Below are 17138 nucleotides of genomic sequence, written 5' to 3'. Positions count from 1 at the left end.
CATTTGCGGCGCAGCAATCACTTGGTGTGCCAATGATTTGTGCGCGCAGGGCGCGCGGCAAGAGGCTTGTTACCACGGCAATTGCCGATTCCTCCTGCGCCTTGTGCAGGCGTGCCCTGCGGCAGCGCATTTCAAATGGTGGAATTAGCTGATCGTCCAGGCCAGCGGCGGTCGTCCGCCTGCCGTCGGGCGCAGATGCACGCCGATGTGCCGGCCGCATCCCGCGGCGAGCCCTTCGAACAGCCCCTCCAGCACCTTCGCGCAGGCGCGGTGATAGTCGGTGACGTCGTCCATCAGCTTCCAGCTCTGCTGACGGATCTCGAAGCCGCCCTCCGATTGCTTGGTGTCAGCCACGTCGTCCTGCGCGGCGAACAGCGCGTTGAGGAAGGACGCGAACTCGGCTGCGCCACCGCGGCTCATGGCCAGCGCCGCGGCGACCTCGTCGAAATATTGCATGCCGATCAGTTTGCCGGTGAGGTGCAGGAGATAGCCGGCATCTTCCGGTCCGAACAATTGCACCATCACGGGCGCGGCGGTGCGGACATATTCCATGGCGTAGTTGCGATAGGCCTTTTCCAGTCGCGGTTTTGGCCAGCTTGCGACCGGCAAGGCCGGCGCCGTGGCCGCGTCGAACAGCGGCGCTTCGAGATGCCGGGCGAACACAAGGCGTTGGTCGAGCTCGAGCGGATGGTCGTAGAGATGATAGTAGCCTTCGAGCCCGTCCTGGCCGTCGACGCTCTGCTTGGTGCAGACGAAGCCGAGCCTGGTATCGCCGAGCGCCACGCCGTTGTTGGCGTGCCAGCCGCGCAGCATCGCGCGGCTGACCTCACCAGGCACTCCGCAGATCGCGGTGCCTTTCCAGATCCAGCGCGGCGGCGGATAGCGGATCCAGGCCTTGCGGTCGCTCTCATGCATGTATTCGACATGCACGCCGCCGATCCAGTTGGAGAGGTAGTGATATTGCGCGGCGGCGACCGCCGGCGGCAGATGGCTCAGCCCGAGCTTTTCCAGCCCCGGCAGGAAGCGCTCCTGCTGCTGGCGGCGGAACACGCGAAACACGAACTCCGCGGCATCCGCCGTGCCGCGCCGCGTGACCACGGTGAGGATCAGCCCGGTGAAATAGGCATGGTAGAGATCGGCGACCGCGCGCCAGCGTTTCCACTGGGCTTGCTGCGCTGTGTCTGATGCAGCGGTCATGTGCGCTCCCGGATTGTTGTTATCGTTGGTGCTGCAACACCCTACCCTGTCGTCCCGGGCAAGCGAAGCGCGACCCGGGCCCGATAGCCACAGGGCGTCATTTTCGCACGAGAGATCAACCCTGAGTCCTCGCCAAACTGCTCCCTGTGGTTAAGGGTCCCGGCCCCCGTGCGCAATTGCGCACCAGGCCGGGACGACAGCGGAAAGCTGGGTTGGCGCTACACCCGAAAATGCTTGCTCAGCTTGAGGCCCTGCGCCTGGTAGTTCGAGCCGATGCGCTGGCCGTACATGGCGTCGGGGCGGGCCAGCATCTTCTCGTAGACGAGGCGGCCGACGATCTGGCCGTGCTCGAGAATGAACGGCACTTCGCGCGAGCGCACTTCGAGAACGGCGCGCGAGCCCTGCCCACCGGCGCCGGCATAGCCGAAGCCGGGGTCGAAGAATCCGGCATAGTGCACGCGGAATTCGCCAACCAGCGGATCGAACGGCACCATCTCCGCGGCGAAATCGGGCGGCACCTGCACTGCCTCTTTAGACGCGAGAATGTAGAATTCGCCGGGATCGAGGATCAGGCTGCCGTCGGGACGCGCCGACATCGGCTCCCAGAAATCCTCCACCGCGTAGCCCGCGCGGCGGTCGACATCGACCACGCCGGTGTGGCGCTTGGCGCGGTAGCCGACGAAGCCGCTTCCCTTCTCGCCGGCGAGATCGACGGAGACGGCGACGCCGCCTGAGAGATCGGCATCGTCGATGTCGACGAGACGCTCGGCGGCATGCAGCGCATCGAGCTCGTCGGCATTGAGGATGGCGTCACCGGTGCGGAAGCGTACCTGCGACAGCCGCGAGCCCTCGCGCACCAGCACCGGGAACGTCTTCGGGCTGATCTCGGCATAGAGCGGGCCGTGATAGCCGGCGCCGATCATGTCGAAGCGGCGGGTGCCGTCGGCGATGACGCGGGTGAAGACATCGAGCCGCCCGGTCGAGCTTTTCGGGTTCGCCGCCGCAACGATCTCCGGTGGCAGCGCGAGGCTCTCGAGCAGCGGCACGATGTAGACGCAGTTGGTCTCCAGCACCGCGCCGTCGGCGAGGCTGAATTCGTGCAGCTTCAACTCGTCGATGCGCTCGGCGACGGTGGCGCCGGGACCGGGCAGGAAGCTCGCGCGCACCCGATAGGCGATGTCGCCAAGCCGCAGGTCGAGGCTCGCCGGCTGGATCTGGCTTTCGACGAAGTCGTAGGCGGGCAGGATGAGCCCTGCCTCCGCCATCGCCGCGATCATGCGGTCGGGCAGGATACCATTGGCGTCGGCGGCGATCGTGAAACTCAACCGGGGGCCCTCATCCGGGTCAAACACATCCCGACATGCGGGAAATACAAGCGTTTTACGGCTATCCGATGGACGTCTTGACGGAAAGAGCATTGCGGAATATGAGCATGACTTATCCCGTGGTGATTTGAGCCGGCCGGCTTGCAGCCACGTTAAATAAGTCGCTAAACAGGCCGGGGACCTCTGTGATCCCGGCCCGTGGTTTTATCCAGGCCGGTTTTTTTGTGACCATTTCGGTGGTCACGCAGGAGGTCCTATGTCGAAGTCACCGGCGCCCACCGCGCAATATCGTCCCGAAACCCGTCTGGTCCATTCCGGCACCCTGCGCTCGCAATTCGGCGAGACGTCGGAGGCCCTGTTCCTGACCCAGGGCTACGTCTACAACAGCGCCGAGGAGTGCGAGGCGCGGTTCAAGGGCGAAGACCCCGGCTTCATCTATTCGCGCTATTCCAATCCGACCATCGCGATGTTCGAGCGCCGCATGATCGAGCTCGAAGGCGCCGAGGCGGCACGGTCGGCCGCGACCGGCATGGCGGCGGTGACGACCGCGATCCTGGCGCCGCTGAAAGCCGGCGATCACGTCGTGGCCTCGCGCGCGCTGTTCGGCTCCTGCCTCTATGTCATTCAGGACCTGTTGCCGCGCTACGGAATCGAGACCACGCTGGTCGACGGTCTCGATCTCGACCAGTGGCAGCGCGCGCTGAAGCCGAACACCAAGACATTCTTCCTCGAGAGCCCGACCAATCCGACGCTCGACGTGCTCGACATCCCCGGGATCGCCGAGATCGCGCACAAGGGCGGCGCGCGGCTCGTCGTCGACAACGTGTTCGCAACCCCGATCTGGCAGAGCCCGCTCGCGCTCGGTGCCGACGTCGTGGTCTATTCCGCGACCAAGCACATCGACGGCCAGGGCCGGTGTCTGGGCGGCATCATCCTGTCGTCGGAAGCGTTCATCGCCGAGCACATCCACAATTTCATGCGCCAGACCGGCCCTTCGATCTCGCCATTCAATGCCTGGGTCCTGCTCAAAGGCCTGGAGACGCTGGCCGTGCGCGTGCGCGCGCAAACCGACACGGCAGCGCGCGTGGCCGAGGCGCTGGCGGACCACCCGAAGATTTCGCGACTGGTCTTTCCCGGCCGCGCCGATCATCCGCAGGCGGCGCTGGTGAAGAAGCAGATGCGCGGCGGCTCGACGCTGGTCGGCTTCGAGGTCAAGGGCGGCAAGGCGGCGGCGTTCCGCGTACTCAACGAGCTGAAGCTTGCCAAGATCTCGAACAATCTCGGCGACGCCAAGAGCCTCGTCACGCACCCGGCGACGACAACACATCAGCGCTTGAAGCCGGAGGATCGCGCCGCGCTCGGCATCAGCGAGGGGTTCATCCGCTTCTCGGCGGGGCTGGAGCACGCGGATGACCTGATCGAGGATCTGACGGCAGCGCTGGAGAAGGCGTGAGGCGATCGAACTCTCGTAGTGTGGGCAAAGCGCAGCGTGCCCACACTTCACGATCACATTGCCGATAGATGGTGAGCACGGCGCTTTGCGCCTTTGCCCACCCTGCGCAGCTACGCAGCGGCCTTACATCGGCCGATAGGTCCGCACGTCCGCGGGCACGTTCACCCCGAGCTTGATCTGGCCGACGGAGCGGATGATGTCGTCGCCGAGAAGCTGCGCGAAGCAGGCATAGCCCCAATCGTTCATGTGCAGGCCGTCGGCGATGACGAAGCTCTCGACCGGAATCGATTGCTTCTCGTGCCATTCGCGCATCACCTCGAAGCGCGGGAAGATGCCGACGTGACGGAGCTCGGCGACCTTGCCGAGCAGCTTCACCATCTTGCCGGCGCTCTCCGCGCGCTGGTTGATGGCCGGCGAATATTGCGGATCGACCAGCACGACGTCGGCGTCGCCGGCGGCCTGGATGCGGGAGATGCCGTCCTCGACGAGCCTGGCGGTCTCGCCGGGATCGAGATTGCGCAGCACGGCGTTGGTGCCGACCTGCCAGATCACCAGATCCGGATGCACGTCGATCACCTCCTTCTGGAGGCGTTTCATCATCTCGGGCGCGTCCTCGCCGCCGACACCTGCATTGATGACGGTGATGTCGGCGGTCGGATATTGCCGACGCAGCTGCGCGGCGAGACGGTTCGGATAGTTGAAATCGGGCGAGCTCGCGCCATAGCCGGCGGTCGACGACGAGCCGAACGCGACGATCACGACGGGCTGGCCGGCGACGAGCTTGCCCGCGACATGCGGCAGCGAGCCCATCGTCTTCGAGACGCCCTTCGGCGACAGGCAGGGGACACGGCTGAAGATGTCGCCGGCGGATTTCGCGACCTGTTTCACCTTGTCGATGGCGCGCGCCGTGATGCCGCGCTGCTCGGGTGACGTCGCTGCGACGGTGGTCTGGGAGGGCGAAGCGGGAGCGGGACTAGCCGACTGCTGCGGAGCTGGCGGCGCCTGCGTGGCCTGTGCCTGCGCGCGCGACTCCGAGGCCGGCGTCAGCAGCAGCACTGCTGCTGCGAGCACAGCCAGCCATGCCGTCAGGCAAAAAGGGCGGAGAGAACTCATTAACGCTAGACCTCAATTTTGCTGCTGGGCCGGCTCCAGATGGGCTGCGTCGATCACGAACTGTGCCAACGCCCGGCCAAGGCAATCATGGACCTGCTTCGCCAGCTCGGGCCCGCGGGACGGGCTGAACAGGTCGAACTGCCCCTGATCATTCCACTGCCGCATGATCGCGAAACGATCAAACAGCGGGATATCATGCTCCTGTGCAACCACCCGCATATTGTCGAGGTATGGCGGCACCGAGATCATGGTTTCGGTACGCGGGCTGTATTGCAAATTCATCAAGACGACGTCAGCCCCTGCCTTTTGCAACGCAGCAACCCCTTCGGTCACCGCGCCACGAAAATCGTCGGGATCGATGGCTCGGATAGCATCCACCGTCCCGGTCTGCCAGATGACCAAAGTAGGCGTTTTTGCTTCCATCAGCTTAACGAAGGATCCGGTCGCCTCCTCGGCCGTCTTCTTGCTCTGTATTTCTACGGAGACGTGCACGACCTCCGCCGGCGGCAGCTTGTCTTTCAAAACCGCCTGCATCCGCGCCGGATAAGAGCTGTCCTCGGAAGCCGGAATCCTGGTCGAACCGCTGCCGATGACCAGGATCTCGAGCGGTTTGCCGGCCTTGATGGCATCGGCCACCTTGGGAAGCTGGCTTTCGCTGGTGAGCAGATAAGAAGGCAATTCGCAGGCCGCGGGCACGGCGGGGGCGGCAGGCGCAGCATCGCCCGCGCGCGCCGGCGGCGCGGCGAGGTTACCGCATAGCAGGATAAGGCTCAGGAGAACCTTCGCCTTCATCAGCCCCCTCCCGCCATATCGGCGTTGCCGACGGCGATTTTGGTTTTCGCACCGCTCTTGTCAGCTACGCGCTTGTACCACGAAATCACCCAAGCGACGCCCCACATGATCAGGATTCCGGAGAGACTAATCACCGCATGCATGACTGCGCCGCCGGAGACCTCGGCCAGGATGAAATGGCCGGCGAAAGCGAGGAAGACGCCGAGGCAGAATATCTCCAGGGAATGCTGGCCGCACAGGATCAGCGGCCGCAGCCAGGGCGACTTCAGGCCCGGCCACTCCCGCGGCAGGAAGCGCACGGTGAGCGCGGCCAGCGCCAGGAAATGCGTGAAGCGCAGCACGTCGAGATCGGTCTTGTCGATCGGATACATCCACTGCTCGAGCCGCTTCGGCATGAAGTGGGAAAGCTGCGGCACGTACCAGGTCAGCGTCACGTAGAATGCCGCGACCAGATAGGCGATCGAGATCCACATCGTCACCCGCGAAGCCAGAATGCGCGACATCCGCCGCGCACCTCCGAGCGCACACCATGCACCGAAGACGAAAAGCAATTGCCAGGCCAGCGGATTGAAGGCCCAGAAGCCGTTCGGATAGGCCGAGAAGTAGAGGTCGTATTCCCAGGTCACTGCGTAGAGCACGACGGAGAGGCCGAGCGTGACGTCAGGCTTCCATTTCATCGACCACAGGATCAGCGGCAGCGCCAGCATCAGCACGATGTAGAGCGGCAGCACGTCCATGTTGACGGGACGGAAGCGCAGCAGCAGCGCCTGCACGATGGTGACGTCGGGCTGCTTGAGGAAATCCATGATGCCCATCTCTTCGGTGTAGAGCGGGTTCTCGAAGCTGGTCGCGACATAGGAGATTTCGGCGAGGAAGATCGTGAACAGGAAGACGTGGGCGACGTAGATCTGCCAGACGCGACGCAGGATGCGCGCGGTGGCGATGACGACGCCGGATTCCAGCATGGCCCGGCCGTAGACGAAGGCGGCGGTATAGCCGGAGATGAAGATGAAGATCTCGGTGGCGTCGCTGAAGCCGTAATTGCGGATCGTGAACCAGGTCAGCAGACTCGTCGGCAGATGGTCGATGAAGATCAGCCACAGCGCGAGGCCGCGGAACAGGTCGAGCCGAAGCTCGCGCTCGCCAATGGCGGGCAGCGAAATCGCCGGCGCCGCGGTGCGCGGCCTGGGGCCTGCGGACTTGGCACCCGTGGTTCCCGCGATCGTCGATCCCGTCTCTTGGTCGGCAATGGTCATCGGGGCCTAAAAACCCTTCCGCAGATCGCGGCGTGTCAAGGAGTGTACCGGTCCGTTCGTCATCTCGCAAAGCGATCGGATCACATGTGAGTACACCCCGGGGGGCGTACTTCCCTGCGAATTCTGGCGGGACGATGTCGCCCAGGCCGCCTCCGGCGTTTGGTTCCCGGGCGGATTTCGGTATGATAGCAACCATGTACCGCGCCGTGACCCGCCAGATCGAAGTGACCGTCGAGCCGAACTTTGTTCCGGAGCAGTCGTCGGCCGACCGCTCCCGCTACTTCTGGTCCTACACCATCGTCATCACCAATTCCGGCGACGAGACCGTGCAGCTCAAGACGCGGCACTGGATCATCACCGACGCCACCGGCCGGCAGCAGGAGGTGAAGGGCGAGGGCGTCGTGGGCGAGCAGCCGACCCTGGCCCCCGGCGAACGGTTCGAGTACACCTCCGGCGTGCCGCTCACGACCGCCTCCGGCTTCATGACCGGCCGCTACCAGATGGTCAGCGAAAGCGGCGAGCGCTTCGAGATCGACGTACCGACGTTCTCGCTGGACAGTCCGGACAACAAGCGGGTGCTGAACTAGCGGGATGCCGTTGGGTGGACAAAGGCGCGAAGCGCCGTGTCGACCATTTCGATCACGGCATAAGGTGGCGGGCACGCTTCACATTGCCCACCGATGTCCGAGTCTATGGCGCGCAGCTTCCCCAACCTCGTCATTGCGAGCGCTTCCAACTGGCAACTCAGCTTGCAGACACGCCTTTGCGGTCTCGCGGCGTGTTCGCCCGAGCTTTGCTCCATCTCTCCACCCTCTTGAGCCAAGAGGGCGCAGGGAAGGCCGGGTGCCGGCTGGCACCCGCGGTCCGCTGCGCGAAGATGTAGCGCAAAAGAACCGCACAGCAGCATACAGGTGTAGCCAATCACTCGGCCTTCCCTGCGCGATGGTCGGACGGCTTATGCCGTGCTCTCCCGGGAGCCGAGTTCGTTCTGGCCTCCCTCGCCCCGCGAATTGACGATGCCGTCCGCCCGGTTGGGCTCGCGCGCATCTCCGCGAAAGCTTGACCGTAGCAACGACGGTCAGGACCACACGGTTTTGCCGTACGCATCAGCGTCGCTCGTCCGCACGTGGCCACGGGCTCGCAGGGACTACCCGCCCTGCCCGCACCTCTCGCGCACGACGCTGCCGCGTCCACCGCAACCCGGCTCGCATATCGTGACGACGTACGATCGCCCCTCAAGGATGAGCCGGGATAGGCAACATCTACGATAAATCCGAATTTCGGTAAAGTGGAATATTTTTGCCAGAGAGGATTGACAGCCTCGCAGGTGTATTGCCCGTCGGGTCGCGAGGGCTCGCAGGCCGAGTGCCTACGCGTCCTCGACGCCCGCTTCATCCGGCGTGAATTCGTACACCGACGAGCAAAATTCGCAGGTCACGACGACCTTGTCGTCCTTGACCATCGCGGCGCGGTCGTCCGGCGAAAAACTCTTCAGCATCGAGGCGACCGCCTCGCGCGAGCAGGAGCATTGCGCCTTCAAGGACAGCGGATTGAACACGCGCACGCCGCGCTCATGGAAGAGACGGTAGAGCAGCCGCTCGCCGGACAGCTCGGGATCGATCAACTCGACGTCCTCGACGGTCTCGATCAGCGAACGCGCTTCGACCCACGCGTCGTCCTCAGCGACGCTGTGCACCTCGACGCCTTCGGGCGCATCGCCGGGATGCAAATCGGCCTGCCGCGCGCGCTCCGGGGCCTTCGGCAGGAACTGCATCAGCATGCCGCCGGCGCGCCAGCGATGCTTGCCGCCGTCGTTCGAGCGCCACTCCTCGCCGACGGCGAGACGCACGCGCGTCGGGATCTGCTCGGAGCGCAGGAAATATTCGTGAGCCGCGTCCTCCAGGCTGCCGCCGTCGAGCGCGACCAGGCCCTGGTAGCGGCTCATGTCGGGGCCCTGGTCGATGGTCATGGCGAGATGACCGTGGCCCAGCAGGGCGCCGGACTGCATGCCGGAATCCCTGGCCTCGCCGAGGCGCGCGGCATCAAAGCGCGCGTACGCACGCAGGCGATCCGGCGCCATGTAGTCGACGACCAGGAACGAGACCGGACCGTCGGTCTGGGCCTGGAGGATGAAGCGGCCCTCGAATTTCAGCGCCGAGCCGAGCAGCGTGGTCAGCACGATGGCCTCGCCGAGCAGCTTGCCGACCGGCGCAGGATAATCGTGCTTGGTCAGAATCTCGTCGAGTGCAGGACCAAGCCGCACCAGGCGCCCACGCACGTCGAGTGCGTCGACCTCGTAGGGCAGCACGGCGTCATCGATCGGAACCGCCGATGGTGCGCGAACCGGGCCTTCGGGCCCGGTTTTCATGTCAGGGGATTGGGAAACCATGGCGCTTTATCTGGGGTCGGAGGAGAAAAATGGAAGGGGGTAGCGTGCGCGGGAGCCGTTTGAACCGTACCAAGCAACCTCGAACTCTCTGTCGTCCCGGACAAGCGCTTCGGTCCCGGCAACGCTATGCATTGCCATGAGCTACGCTTGTCAGGGACGACAGCGCCATGTGAGGCGACGGCAACGCGACACGCGTTCAGATCATTTCACCGCGTCGAAGCACCAGGCCAGAATGCCCTTCTGCGCATGCAGGCGGTTCTCGGCCTCGTCGAACACGACGGATTGCGGGCCGTCGATCACCTCATCCGTGACCTCCTCGCCGCGATGGGCCGGCAGGCAGTGCATGAACAGCGCGTCGGGCTTGGCCAGCGACATCAGCTTCGAATTGACCTGATAGGGCTTGAGCACGTTGTGGCGGTGCTCGCCTTCCTTGTCGCCCATCGACACCCAGGTATCGGTGACGACGCAGTCGGCCCCCTTCACGGCGGCTTCGGGATCGGTGCCGAGCACGATCGACGCGCCGGTCGCCTTGATGAAGTCGCGCATGACTTTCTTCGGCGCCAGCTCCGGCGGGGTCGCGACATTGAGCTGGAACTTGAAGCGCTCGGCGGCGTGCGCCCAGGAGGCGAGCACGTTATTGTCGTCGCCGGTCCAGGCCACCGTCCTGCCCTCGATCGGGCCGCGATGTTCTTCGTAGGTCATGAGGTCGGCCATCACCTGGCATGGGTGCGACCGGCGCGTCAGGCCGTTGATGACGGGCACCGTCGCATATTCCGCAAGCTCCAGCAACGCATCGTGATTGAGGATGCGGATCATGATGGCGTCGACATAGCGCGACAGCACACGCGCGGTGTCGGCGATGGTCTCGCCGCGGCCGAGCTGCATCTCGGCACCCGTGAGCATGATGGGCTCGCCGCCGAGCTGGCGCATCGCGACGTCGAACGAGACGCGGGTGCGCGTGGAGGGCCGCTCGAAGATCATCGCCAGCGTCTTGCCTTCGAGCGGCCTGACCGGCTGATGCGCCTTCTGCTTCGCCTTCATGGCGGAGGAGGCGGCGAGCATGCTCTTGAGCTCCGACAACGGCAGCTCGTTGATATCGAGGAAGTGCTTCGGCGACTTGCTCATCAGCTTGCCGCCCGCTTGGTCTGACTGGACGAGATCGCGGTGCAGGCGCGCTCGAGCCGCCCGACGCTGTCCTCGATCTCGGCTTCGGTGACGATTAAAGGCGGCAGGAAACGCACGACATTGTCGCCGGCGCCGACCGTGAGCAATTTTTCGTTGCGCAAAGCTGCGACCAGATCGCCCGAGGGCACCACGGCCTTGATGCCGATCAGGAGGCCCTCGCCGCGCACTTCGCTGACGATATCGGGATGACGGTCGATCACGGAGGCGAGCTTCTGCTTGAGCAGCAGCGACATCCTCTGGACGTGATCGAAGAAGCCGGGCTTGAGCATGACGTCGAGCACGGCGTTCGCGGCCGAGATCGCGAGCGGATTGCCGCCGAAGGTCGAGCCGTGCGAGCCGGGCCCCATGCCGGAAGCCGCGTCCGCGGTCGCCAGAATCGCGCCGATCGGGAAGCCGCCGCCGAGCGCCTTGGCCAGCGACATCACGTCAGGCGTGACGCCGGTGCGCTTATAGGCGAAGAGATCGCCAGTGCGGCCCATGCCGGTCTGCACCTCGTCGAACGCGAGCAGCAGGCCTTTCTCGTCACAGAGCTGGCGCAACGCCTTGAGGAAGCCGGGAGGCGCCGAACGCACGCCACCCTCGCCCTGGATCGGCTCGATCAGGATGCCGGCGGTCTGCGGACCGATCGCCTTCTTCACGGCCTCGATGTCACCATGCGCCACCTGGTCGAAACCATCCATCGGCGGACCGAAACCTTCGAGATATTTCGCAGAACCCGTCGCGGCCAGCGTCGCCAGCGTGCGGCCGTGGAACGCGCCTTCGAAGGTGATGATGCGATAGCGTTCCGGATGCCCCTTGGAGAAGTGATGATGGCGGACCAGCTTGATCACACCTTCCAGCGCCTCGGCGCCGGAATTGCAGAAGAACACGAAGTCCGCAAAGCTCTCGTTGCAGAGGCGGTTCGCAAGCTTCTCGCCGTCCGGGCTCTGGAACAGGTTCGACATGTGCCAGAGCTTGGTCGCCTGCTCCTGCAACGCTGCGACCAGCGCGGGATGAGCATGACCGAGCGCATTCACGGCGACGCCCGAAGTGAAATCGAGATAGCGCTCGCCATTGGTCGCGATCAGCCAGCAGCCCTCGCCGCGCTCGAAGCCGAGGTCGGCCCTGGCGAAAACAGGGAGCAAATGCGGCGCGGCGCTGTTGGTCATGACGATCACTTGAATGTTGTGGACGGCCTGAATGTGCATTGCGCAACGCACCATTGACCGGTCCGGAAAACGAAACGTGCCGCCTTTTAAGGGCGGCACGCAGCACTATCTTATGCCTGGCAAGACGGGTGTCAATGCCGCCCGGAAAGCCTCGCGAAACGCAGAATCCGTAGTCTTGCGGTGCCGATTTTGCGGGTTTTTCACCACGGAACATGTGGAAGCGAGTCGGCGGACTCTTGCGCGGGAGTCACGCCATATTGTAGCGTTTGGATTGTCAGATACGACATCTCGTGCAGCGGTTCTGATCTCTAAGTCCTTATGTACCGGCGTAAACGTTCGGGCGTCATTGGCGCGCCCGGCGAGCCTTAAGGGATTCTGACGGCACGGGTTTTTAAGGCTTAGGCATTCGCTGCGAGGCCCCAGGATGGCTGGCGCGCAGCGAGGGAAAGGGTGCAATGACGGTTTTGACCTGGTCCGATGATCGCGTCGAGCAGCTGAAAAAGCTCTGGGAGGCCGGACTTTCGGCCAGCCAGATCGCGGCTGAGCTCGGCAATGTGACCCGCAATGCCGTGATCGGCAAAGTGCACAGGCTCGGCCTGTCGGGCCGCGCCAAGAGCCCATCTTCCGCAGCGCCCCGGCCGCGCAAGGCGCGTCCCGCGCAGCACATGATGCGGGTGACCCGTCCGATCTCGCGCGGCAACACCGCGCTGGCGCAGGCCTTCGAGGTCGAGGTGGAGGCTGAGCCGGTCACCTACGACAACGTGGTGCCGATGAGCCAGCGGCTGTCGCTGCTGGAGCTGAACGAGGCGACCTGCCACTGGCCGGTCGGCGATCCCTCGAGCCCGGACTTCTTCTTCTGCGGCGGCAAGGCCCTCTCCGGCCTGCCCTATTGCGCCCAGCACTCGCGCGTGGCGTATCAGCCCGCGGCGGATCGCCGGCGCGCACCGGCGAAGCCGGGGCCGCGCTGAAGCCCGGCTCCAAACGACATCGTCCCGGCCTAACTAGCTAGCGCGCAATTGCGCAGTAGGGACCGGAACGATCGAAAAATGGAAATGCGCGCCGCCCGGCGCGCTTTTTACTTGCCTGTTCGCGGCTGAACTTACGCCTGCTCCGCCTTCGCGAAACGGTCGTCCAGCGCATAGCCGGCGCCGCGGACGGTGCGGATCGGGTCCTGCTCGCGGCCGAGATTGAGCAGCTTGCGCAGGCGGCCGATATGCACGTCGACCGTGCGCTCGTCGATGTAGATGTCGCGGCCCCAGACGCTGTCGAGCAGCTGCTCGCGCGAGAACACCCGGCCCGGATGCTCCAGGAAGAACTCCAGGAGGCGATATTCGGTCGGGCCGAGATCGATCGGCCGGCCGGAGCGCGCCACGCGGCGCTTGTCGCGATCGAGCTCGATGTCGCCATAGGCGAGCACGGTGGCGAGCCGCTCCGGGCTTGCGCGCCGCAAGAGGCCCTTCACCCGCGCCAGCAGCTCCGGCACCGAAAACGGCTTGACGATGTAATCGTCGGCGCCGGTCGCAAGACCCCGCACCCGCTCGCTCTCCTCGCCGCGCGCGGTGAGCATGATGATCGGGAGCTGCTTGGTCTCGGGCCGGGTGCGCAGCCGTCGGCACAGCTCGATGCCGGACAGACCCGGCAGCATCCAGTCGAGCACGATGAGATCGGGGATGTGCTCCTTGAGCCGGGTGTCGGCGTCGTCGCCGCGCATCACCGTCTCGACGTCATAGCCGTCGCCTTCGAGGTTGTAGCGAAGAAGCTCGGTGAGAGCTTCCTCGTCCTCAACCACCATAATGCGTGCGCCCATGGTGTCGTCGCTCCTTGCGTGATCAGGTATTCGGAACCGTCGTGGCGAAGTTCGTCATGTCGCCCTTCGGCCGCTTGTCGGTGATCGCCTGGCCCTCGATCATGTAGAACACGGTCTCGGCGATATTGGTGGCGTGGTCGCCGATGCGCTCGATATTCTTGGCGCAGAACATCAAATGGATGCAGAACGAGATGTTGCGCGGATCCTCCATCATGTAGGTGAGAAGCTCGCGGAACAGCGAGGTGCAGATGGCATCGACTTCCTCGTCGCCCTTCCACACCGCCATCGCCGCCGGCAGATCGTGCGCGGCATAGGCGTCCAGCACCGACTTGACCTGCTGCTGCACGAGGTCGGTCATGTGCTCGAGGCCGCGGAACAGCTTGAGCGGATGAAAATCCGTTTCCAGCGCCGCGACGCGCTTACCCATGTTCTTGGCGAGGTCGCCGATACGCTCCAGATCGGTCGCGACGCGCATGGCGCCGACGATCTCGCGCAGATCGACCGCCATTGGCTGGCGGCGCGCAATGGTGAGGACGGCGCGCTCCTCGATCTTCTTCTGGAGCGCGTCGAGCTCGACGTCGATGGCGACGACGCGCTGGCCGAGCGCGACGTCGCGGCGGATCAGCGCATCGACGGAATCGACGATCATGCGCTCTGCGATTCCGCCCATCTCGGCGACCAGGCGAGTGAGCTCCTGGAGGTCGGTGTCGAAGGCCTTTGCGGTATGTTCGGAACCCATGTCCTGTCTCCTCAGCCGAACCGGCCGGTGATGTAGTCCTGCGTGCGCCGATCGGTCGGCGACGTGAATATCTTGCTGGTCTCGTCGAACTCGATCAACTCGCCGAGATACATGAAGGCGGTCTTGTCGGAGACGCGCGCCGCCTGCTGCATGTTGTGGGTGACGATCGCGATCGTGTAGTTCTCGGACAGCTCCTGGATCAGCTCCTCGACCTTGGCGGTCGAGATCGGATCGAGCGCCGAGCAGGGCTCGTCGAACAGGATCACTTCGGGCCGCACCGCGACCGTGCGGGCGATGCAGAGGCGCTGCTGCTGGCCGCCGGACAGCGACAGGCCCGACGCGTTGAGCTTGTCCTTGACCTCGTTCCAGAGCGCGCCGCCGCGCAGCGCCTTCTCGACCCGGCCGTCCATCTCGGACTTCGGGATTTTCTCGTAAAGACGGATGCCGAAAGCGATGTTCTCGTAGATCGTCATCGGGAACGGCGTCGGCTTCTGGAACACCATGCCGACGCGGGCGCGCAGCAGATTGAGGTCGAGCTTGCCGTCGAGGATGTTGGTCTGGTCGAGCATCACCTGACCGGTCGCGCGCTGGCCCGGATAGAGGTCGTACATCCGGTTGAAGATGCGCAGCAGGGTCGACTTGCCGCAGCCCGACGGGCCGATGAACGCCGTGACGCGGTTGGTGCCGAGCGTCAGGTTGATGTTCTTCAGCGCGTGGTGCTCGCCGTAATAGAAATTGAGGTTGCGCACCGTCACCTTGGGGGGAGCCTCGGGCAATGCTGCCGTCTGGGGCAGGCCACCGGCCGCGCTCATCGACGATACTGAAAGTTCACTCATTTTGCGGTCCTCTCGGCGCCAAGTATGCGCGCGCCAATGTTCAGGGCAAGCACGGTCAGGGTGATGAGCAGCGCCCCGCTCCATGCCAGCTGCTTCCAGTAGGCGTAGGGGCTCTGCACGAAGTTGTTGATGGTGACCGGCAGGTTGGCCATCGTCTTGGTCAGGTCCAGGCTGAAGAACTGGTTCGACAGCGCGGTGAACAGCAGCGGCGCGGTCTCGCCGGCGACGCGGGCGGTGGCGAGCAGCACGCCGGTGATGAGGCCGGCGCGCGCCGAACGGTAGGCGATCCGCTTGATCACCAGCGAGCGCGGCAGCCCGAGCGCCGAGGCCGCCTCGCGCAGCGCGTTCGGTACCAAGAGCAGCATGTCCTCGGTCGTGCGCAGCACCACCGGAATGACGATGACGGCGAGCGCGAGACAGCCGGCGACCGCCGAGAACCCGCGCATCGGCACCACCACGGCGCCATAGATGAACAGGCCGATGATGATCGATGGCGCCGAGAGCAGGATGTCGTTGATGAAGCGGATCACCGACGTCAGCTTGTCGTTGCGGCCGTATTCGGCGAGATAGGTGCCGGCGAACATGCCGAGCGGCGCACCGATACCGACGCCGATCACGGTCATCATCAGCGAACCGACGATGGCGTTGAGCAGGCCGCCCTCGTTGGATCCGGGCGGCGGCGTGTTCTCGGTGAACAGCTGAACATTCAGGCCCGCAAGGCCGTTGTACAGCAGCGTGATCAGGATCAGCGCGAGCCAGGTGACGCCGAAGGCGGCAGCCGCGAAGCAAAGACCGCGGATGATGAGGTCCTTGCGGCGGCGACGTGCATAGATCGGGTTCATCGCGTTAGTTCCCCGCCTTCTTTTCCAGCCGCATCAGCATCAGCCGCGCCGCGGCCAGCACGAAGAACGTCAGTACGAACAGCAAGAGGCCGAGCAGGATCAGGCCGGACTGGTGCAGACCGTCGCTTTCGGCGAATTCGGATGCGATCGCCGCCGAGATCGTGGTGCCCGGCGCGAAGATCGACCCCGAGATGCGGAACGAATTGCCGATGATGAAGGTCACCGCCATGGTCTCGCCCAGCGCGCGTCCGAGCGCCAGCATGACGCCGCCGATGACGCCGACGCGGGTGTAGGGGATCACCACGCTGCGGACGACTTCCCAGGTGGTGCAGCCGACGCCGTAGGCGGCCTCTTTCAGCACCGGCGGCACCGTCTTGAACACGTCGACCGAGATCGAGGTGATGAAGGGCAGCACCATGATCGCGAGGATCAGCGCCGCGTTGAACAGGCTGAGATAGGACGGCGGTCCCGCGAAGATTGTGCCCAGCACGGGGATGCCGTCGAAGATCTTGATCATGAAGGGCTGGAAGGTGTTGGCCAGGAACGGGCCCAGCACGAAGAAGCCCCACATGCCGTAGATGATCGAGGGAATGCCGGCGAGCAGCTCGATCGCCATGCCGATCGGGCGGCGCAGCCATTGCGGGCAGAGCTCGGTCAGGAAGATCGCAATGCCGATACCGACCGGAATGGCGATCAGCATCGCGATGAAGGAGGTGACGAGCGTGCCGTACATCGGCCCGAGCGCGCCGAGCACGGGCGGATCGGCCGACGGCGCCCAGCGCTGCGTCCACAGGAACGAGAGGCCGAACTCCTTCATCGCCGGGAAGGCGCCGACGACCAGCGACATGATGATGCCGCCGAGGATCAGCAGCACCGAGATCGCGCTCAGCCGGGTGATCCAGTAGAAGGTGACATCGCCGAGCTTGAACGCGCTCAACGCCTTGGCGCGATCATACGGTCCGGCGGCATCAACTACATTGCTCTCGACAGCCATCTCAGCCACGCCGATCCCCTGTGCCCGTTTTATATACGCTTATTGTCGGTCTTGCGCTCCGG

General features: G+C 64.7%; 16 protein-coding genes and 1 riboswitch. Of the genes, 3 read left to right on the top strand and 13 right to left on the bottom strand.

All coding sequences use genetic code 11. The features are described from left to right. Positions 1–144: 144 nt before the first annotated feature. Positions 145–1197: a hypothetical protein gene (locus tag OC450_RS33620; protein ID WP_211384169.1), complete on the bottom strand. Its 1053-nt coding sequence runs from the start codon at positions 1195–1197 to the stop codon at positions 145–147. 218 nt (positions 1198–1415) lie between these two features. Beyond that, a complete protein-coding gene (locus OC450_RS33615; RefSeq protein WP_211384168.1) occupies positions 1416–2522 on the bottom strand; it encodes a 2'-deoxycytidine 5'-triphosphate deaminase in 1107 nt (368 codons plus the stop codon). Between the two features lie 109 nt (positions 2523–2631). Then, positions 2632–2711: riboswitch (SAM riboswitch) on the top strand. A 67-nt stretch (positions 2712–2778) separates the two neighbouring features. On the opposite strand from OC450_RS33615, the gene OC450_RS33610 reads away from it, so the two are divergent. Then, complete coding sequence (locus OC450_RS33610) at positions 2779–3975, top strand: O-succinylhomoserine sulfhydrylase (RefSeq protein ID WP_256809493.1); 1197 nt, start codon at positions 2779–2781, stop codon at positions 3973–3975. A gap of 123 nt (positions 3976–4098) precedes the next feature. On the opposite strand, the gene OC450_RS33605 is transcribed toward OC450_RS33610, so the two are convergent. Genes OC450_RS33605 through OC450_RS33595 form a run of 3 tightly spaced genes read right to left on the bottom strand, consistent with a single transcriptional unit; the run spans position 4099 to position 7136 of the window. Continuing rightward, positions 4099–5088, bottom strand: a complete 990-nt coding sequence (locus tag OC450_RS33605) for an SGNH/GDSL hydrolase family protein (RefSeq protein ID WP_262049442.1) — start codon at positions 5086–5088, stop codon at positions 4099–4101. A gap of 12 nt (positions 5089–5100) precedes the next feature. Beyond that, the gene (locus tag OC450_RS33600; RefSeq protein ID WP_262049441.1) at positions 5101–5880 is read right to left on the bottom strand and encodes an SGNH/GDSL hydrolase family protein; all 780 of its coding nucleotides are present in this window, start codon (positions 5878–5880) and stop codon (positions 5101–5103) included. Continuing rightward, positions 5880–7136, bottom strand: coding sequence for an OpgC domain-containing protein (locus tag OC450_RS33595; protein WP_262049440.1), 1257 nt, complete (start codon positions 7134–7136; stop codon positions 5880–5882). Before OC450_RS33595 ends, OC450_RS33600 begins: the two co-directional genes overlap by 1 nt. A gap of 194 nt (positions 7137–7330) precedes the next feature. Between OC450_RS33595 and apaG the strand changes: the two genes are divergently transcribed. Continuing rightward, the gene (gene apaG / locus OC450_RS33590; protein ID WP_211384222.1) at positions 7331–7723 is read left to right on the top strand and encodes a Co2+/Mg2+ efflux protein ApaG; all 393 of its coding nucleotides are present in this window, start codon (positions 7331–7333) and stop codon (positions 7721–7723) included. A gap of 782 nt (positions 7724–8505) precedes the next feature. On the opposite strand, the gene OC450_RS33585 is transcribed toward apaG, so the two are convergent. The 3 genes from OC450_RS33585 to OC450_RS33575 all read right to left on the bottom strand — a co-directional run bounded on the left by OC450_RS33585 (position 8506) and on the right by OC450_RS33575 (position 11858). Continuing rightward, positions 8506–9525, bottom strand: a complete 1020-nt coding sequence (locus OC450_RS33585) for an Hsp33 family molecular chaperone (protein ID WP_211384163.1) — start codon at positions 9523–9525, stop codon at positions 8506–8508. Positions 9526–9726: 201 nt separating this feature from the next. Continuing rightward, positions 9727–10650, bottom strand: coding sequence for an ornithine carbamoyltransferase (argF, locus tag OC450_RS33580; protein WP_211384162.1), 924 nt, complete (start codon positions 10648–10650; stop codon positions 9727–9729). After that, positions 10650–11858, bottom strand: coding sequence for an aspartate aminotransferase family protein (locus OC450_RS33575; protein ID WP_211384161.1), 1209 nt, complete (start codon positions 11856–11858; stop codon positions 10650–10652). Before OC450_RS33575 ends, argF begins: the two co-directional genes overlap by 1 nt. 455 nt (positions 11859–12313) lie before the next feature. On the opposite strand from OC450_RS33575, the gene OC450_RS33570 reads away from it, so the two are divergent. Then, entirely contained in the window at positions 12314–12826 is a 513-nt protein-coding gene (locus tag OC450_RS33570) for a GcrA family cell cycle regulator (RefSeq protein WP_211384160.1), read from the top strand. A gap of 131 nt (positions 12827–12957) precedes the next feature. Here OC450_RS33570 and phoB read toward each other — a convergent pair whose 3' ends face one another. Genes phoB through pstC form a run of 5 tightly spaced genes read right to left on the bottom strand, consistent with a single transcriptional unit; the run spans position 12958 to position 17076 of the window. After that, positions 12958–13665 carry a phosphate regulon transcriptional regulator PhoB gene (gene phoB / locus OC450_RS33565; RefSeq protein WP_014491300.1) on the bottom strand — a complete coding sequence of 236 codons (708 nt, stop codon included), beginning with the start codon at positions 13663–13665 and terminating at the stop codon, positions 12958–12960. A 22-nt stretch (positions 13666–13687) separates the two neighbouring features. Further along, the gene (phoU, locus tag OC450_RS33560; RefSeq protein WP_211384159.1) at positions 13688–14404 is read right to left on the bottom strand and encodes a phosphate signaling complex protein PhoU; all 717 of its coding nucleotides are present in this window, start codon (positions 14402–14404) and stop codon (positions 13688–13690) included. Between the two features lie 11 nt (positions 14405–14415). Then, positions 14416–15240 (bottom strand): phosphate ABC transporter ATP-binding protein PstB, encoded by an 825-nt coding sequence (gene pstB / locus OC450_RS33555; protein ID WP_211384158.1) that lies wholly within the window; start codon positions 15238–15240, stop codon positions 14416–14418. Beyond that, on the bottom strand, positions 15237–16082 hold the full coding sequence (gene pstA / locus OC450_RS33550) for a phosphate ABC transporter permease PstA (RefSeq protein ID WP_211384157.1): 846 nt from the start codon (positions 16080–16082) through the stop codon (positions 15237–15239). The genes pstB and pstA overlap by 4 nt, the downstream gene beginning before the upstream one ends. A gap of 4 nt (positions 16083–16086) precedes the next feature. Further along, positions 16087–17076, bottom strand: coding sequence for a phosphate ABC transporter permease subunit PstC (gene pstC / locus OC450_RS33545; protein ID WP_211384221.1), 990 nt, complete (start codon positions 17074–17076; stop codon positions 16087–16089). Positions 17077–17138: the final 62 nt, after the last annotated feature.

Origin of the sequence: Bradyrhizobium sp. Bra78, from assembly GCF_024519855.1 — a bacterium.
Lineage (GTDB): Bacteria > Pseudomonadota > Alphaproteobacteria > Rhizobiales > Xanthobacteraceae > Bradyrhizobium > Bradyrhizobium japonicum_G.
Note: the sequence above shows the minus strand (reverse complement) of the source record. Positions and strands in the feature narration are given on the sequence as shown.

Coding starts and splice junctions, on each gene's coding strand:
- OC450_RS33620 (WP_211384169.1), bottom strand. CDS start 1,197: ATGACCGCTGCATCAGACACAGCGCAGCAAGCCCAGTGGAAACGCTGG.
- OC450_RS33610 (WP_256809493.1), top strand. CDS start 2,779: ATGTCGAAGTCACCGGCGCCCACCGCGCAATATCGTCCCGAAACCCGT.
- OC450_RS33605 (WP_262049442.1), bottom strand. CDS start 5,088: ATGAGTTCTCTCCGCCCTTTTTGCCTGACGGCATGGCTGGCTGTGCTC.
- OC450_RS33600 (WP_262049441.1), bottom strand. CDS start 5,880: ATGAAGGCGAAGGTTCTCCTGAGCCTTATCCTGCTATGCGGTAACCTC.
- OC450_RS33595 (WP_262049440.1), bottom strand. CDS start 7,136: ATGACCATTGCCGACCAAGAGACGGGATCGACGATCGCGGGAACCACG.
- apaG (WP_211384222.1), top strand. CDS start 7,331: ATGTACCGCGCCGTGACCCGCCAGATCGAAGTGACCGTCGAGCCGAAC.
- OC450_RS33585 (WP_211384163.1), bottom strand. CDS start 9,525: ATGGTTTCCCAATCCCCTGACATGAAAACCGGGCCCGAAGGCCCGGTT.
- argF (WP_211384162.1), bottom strand. CDS start 10,650: ATGAGCAAGTCGCCGAAGCACTTCCTCGATATCAACGAGCTGCCGTTG.
- OC450_RS33575 (WP_211384161.1), bottom strand. CDS start 11,858: ATGACCAACAGCGCCGCGCCGCATTTGCTCCCTGTTTTCGCCAGGGCC.
- OC450_RS33570 (WP_211384160.1), top strand. CDS start 12,314: ATGACGGTTTTGACCTGGTCCGATGATCGCGTCGAGCAGCTGAAAAAG.
- phoB (WP_014491300.1), bottom strand. CDS start 13,665: ATGGGCGCACGCATTATGGTGGTTGAGGACGAGGAAGCTCTCACCGAG.
- phoU (WP_211384159.1), bottom strand. CDS start 14,404: ATGGGTTCCGAACATACCGCAAAGGCCTTCGACACCGACCTCCAGGAG.
- pstB (WP_211384158.1), bottom strand. CDS start 15,240: ATGAGTGAACTTTCAGTATCGTCGATGAGCGCGGCCGGTGGCCTGCCC.
- pstA (WP_211384157.1), bottom strand. CDS start 16,082: ATGAACCCGATCTATGCACGTCGCCGCCGCAAGGACCTCATCATCCGC.
- pstC (WP_211384221.1), bottom strand. CDS start 17,076: ATGGCTGTCGAGAGCAATGTAGTTGATGCCGCCGGACCGTATGATCGC.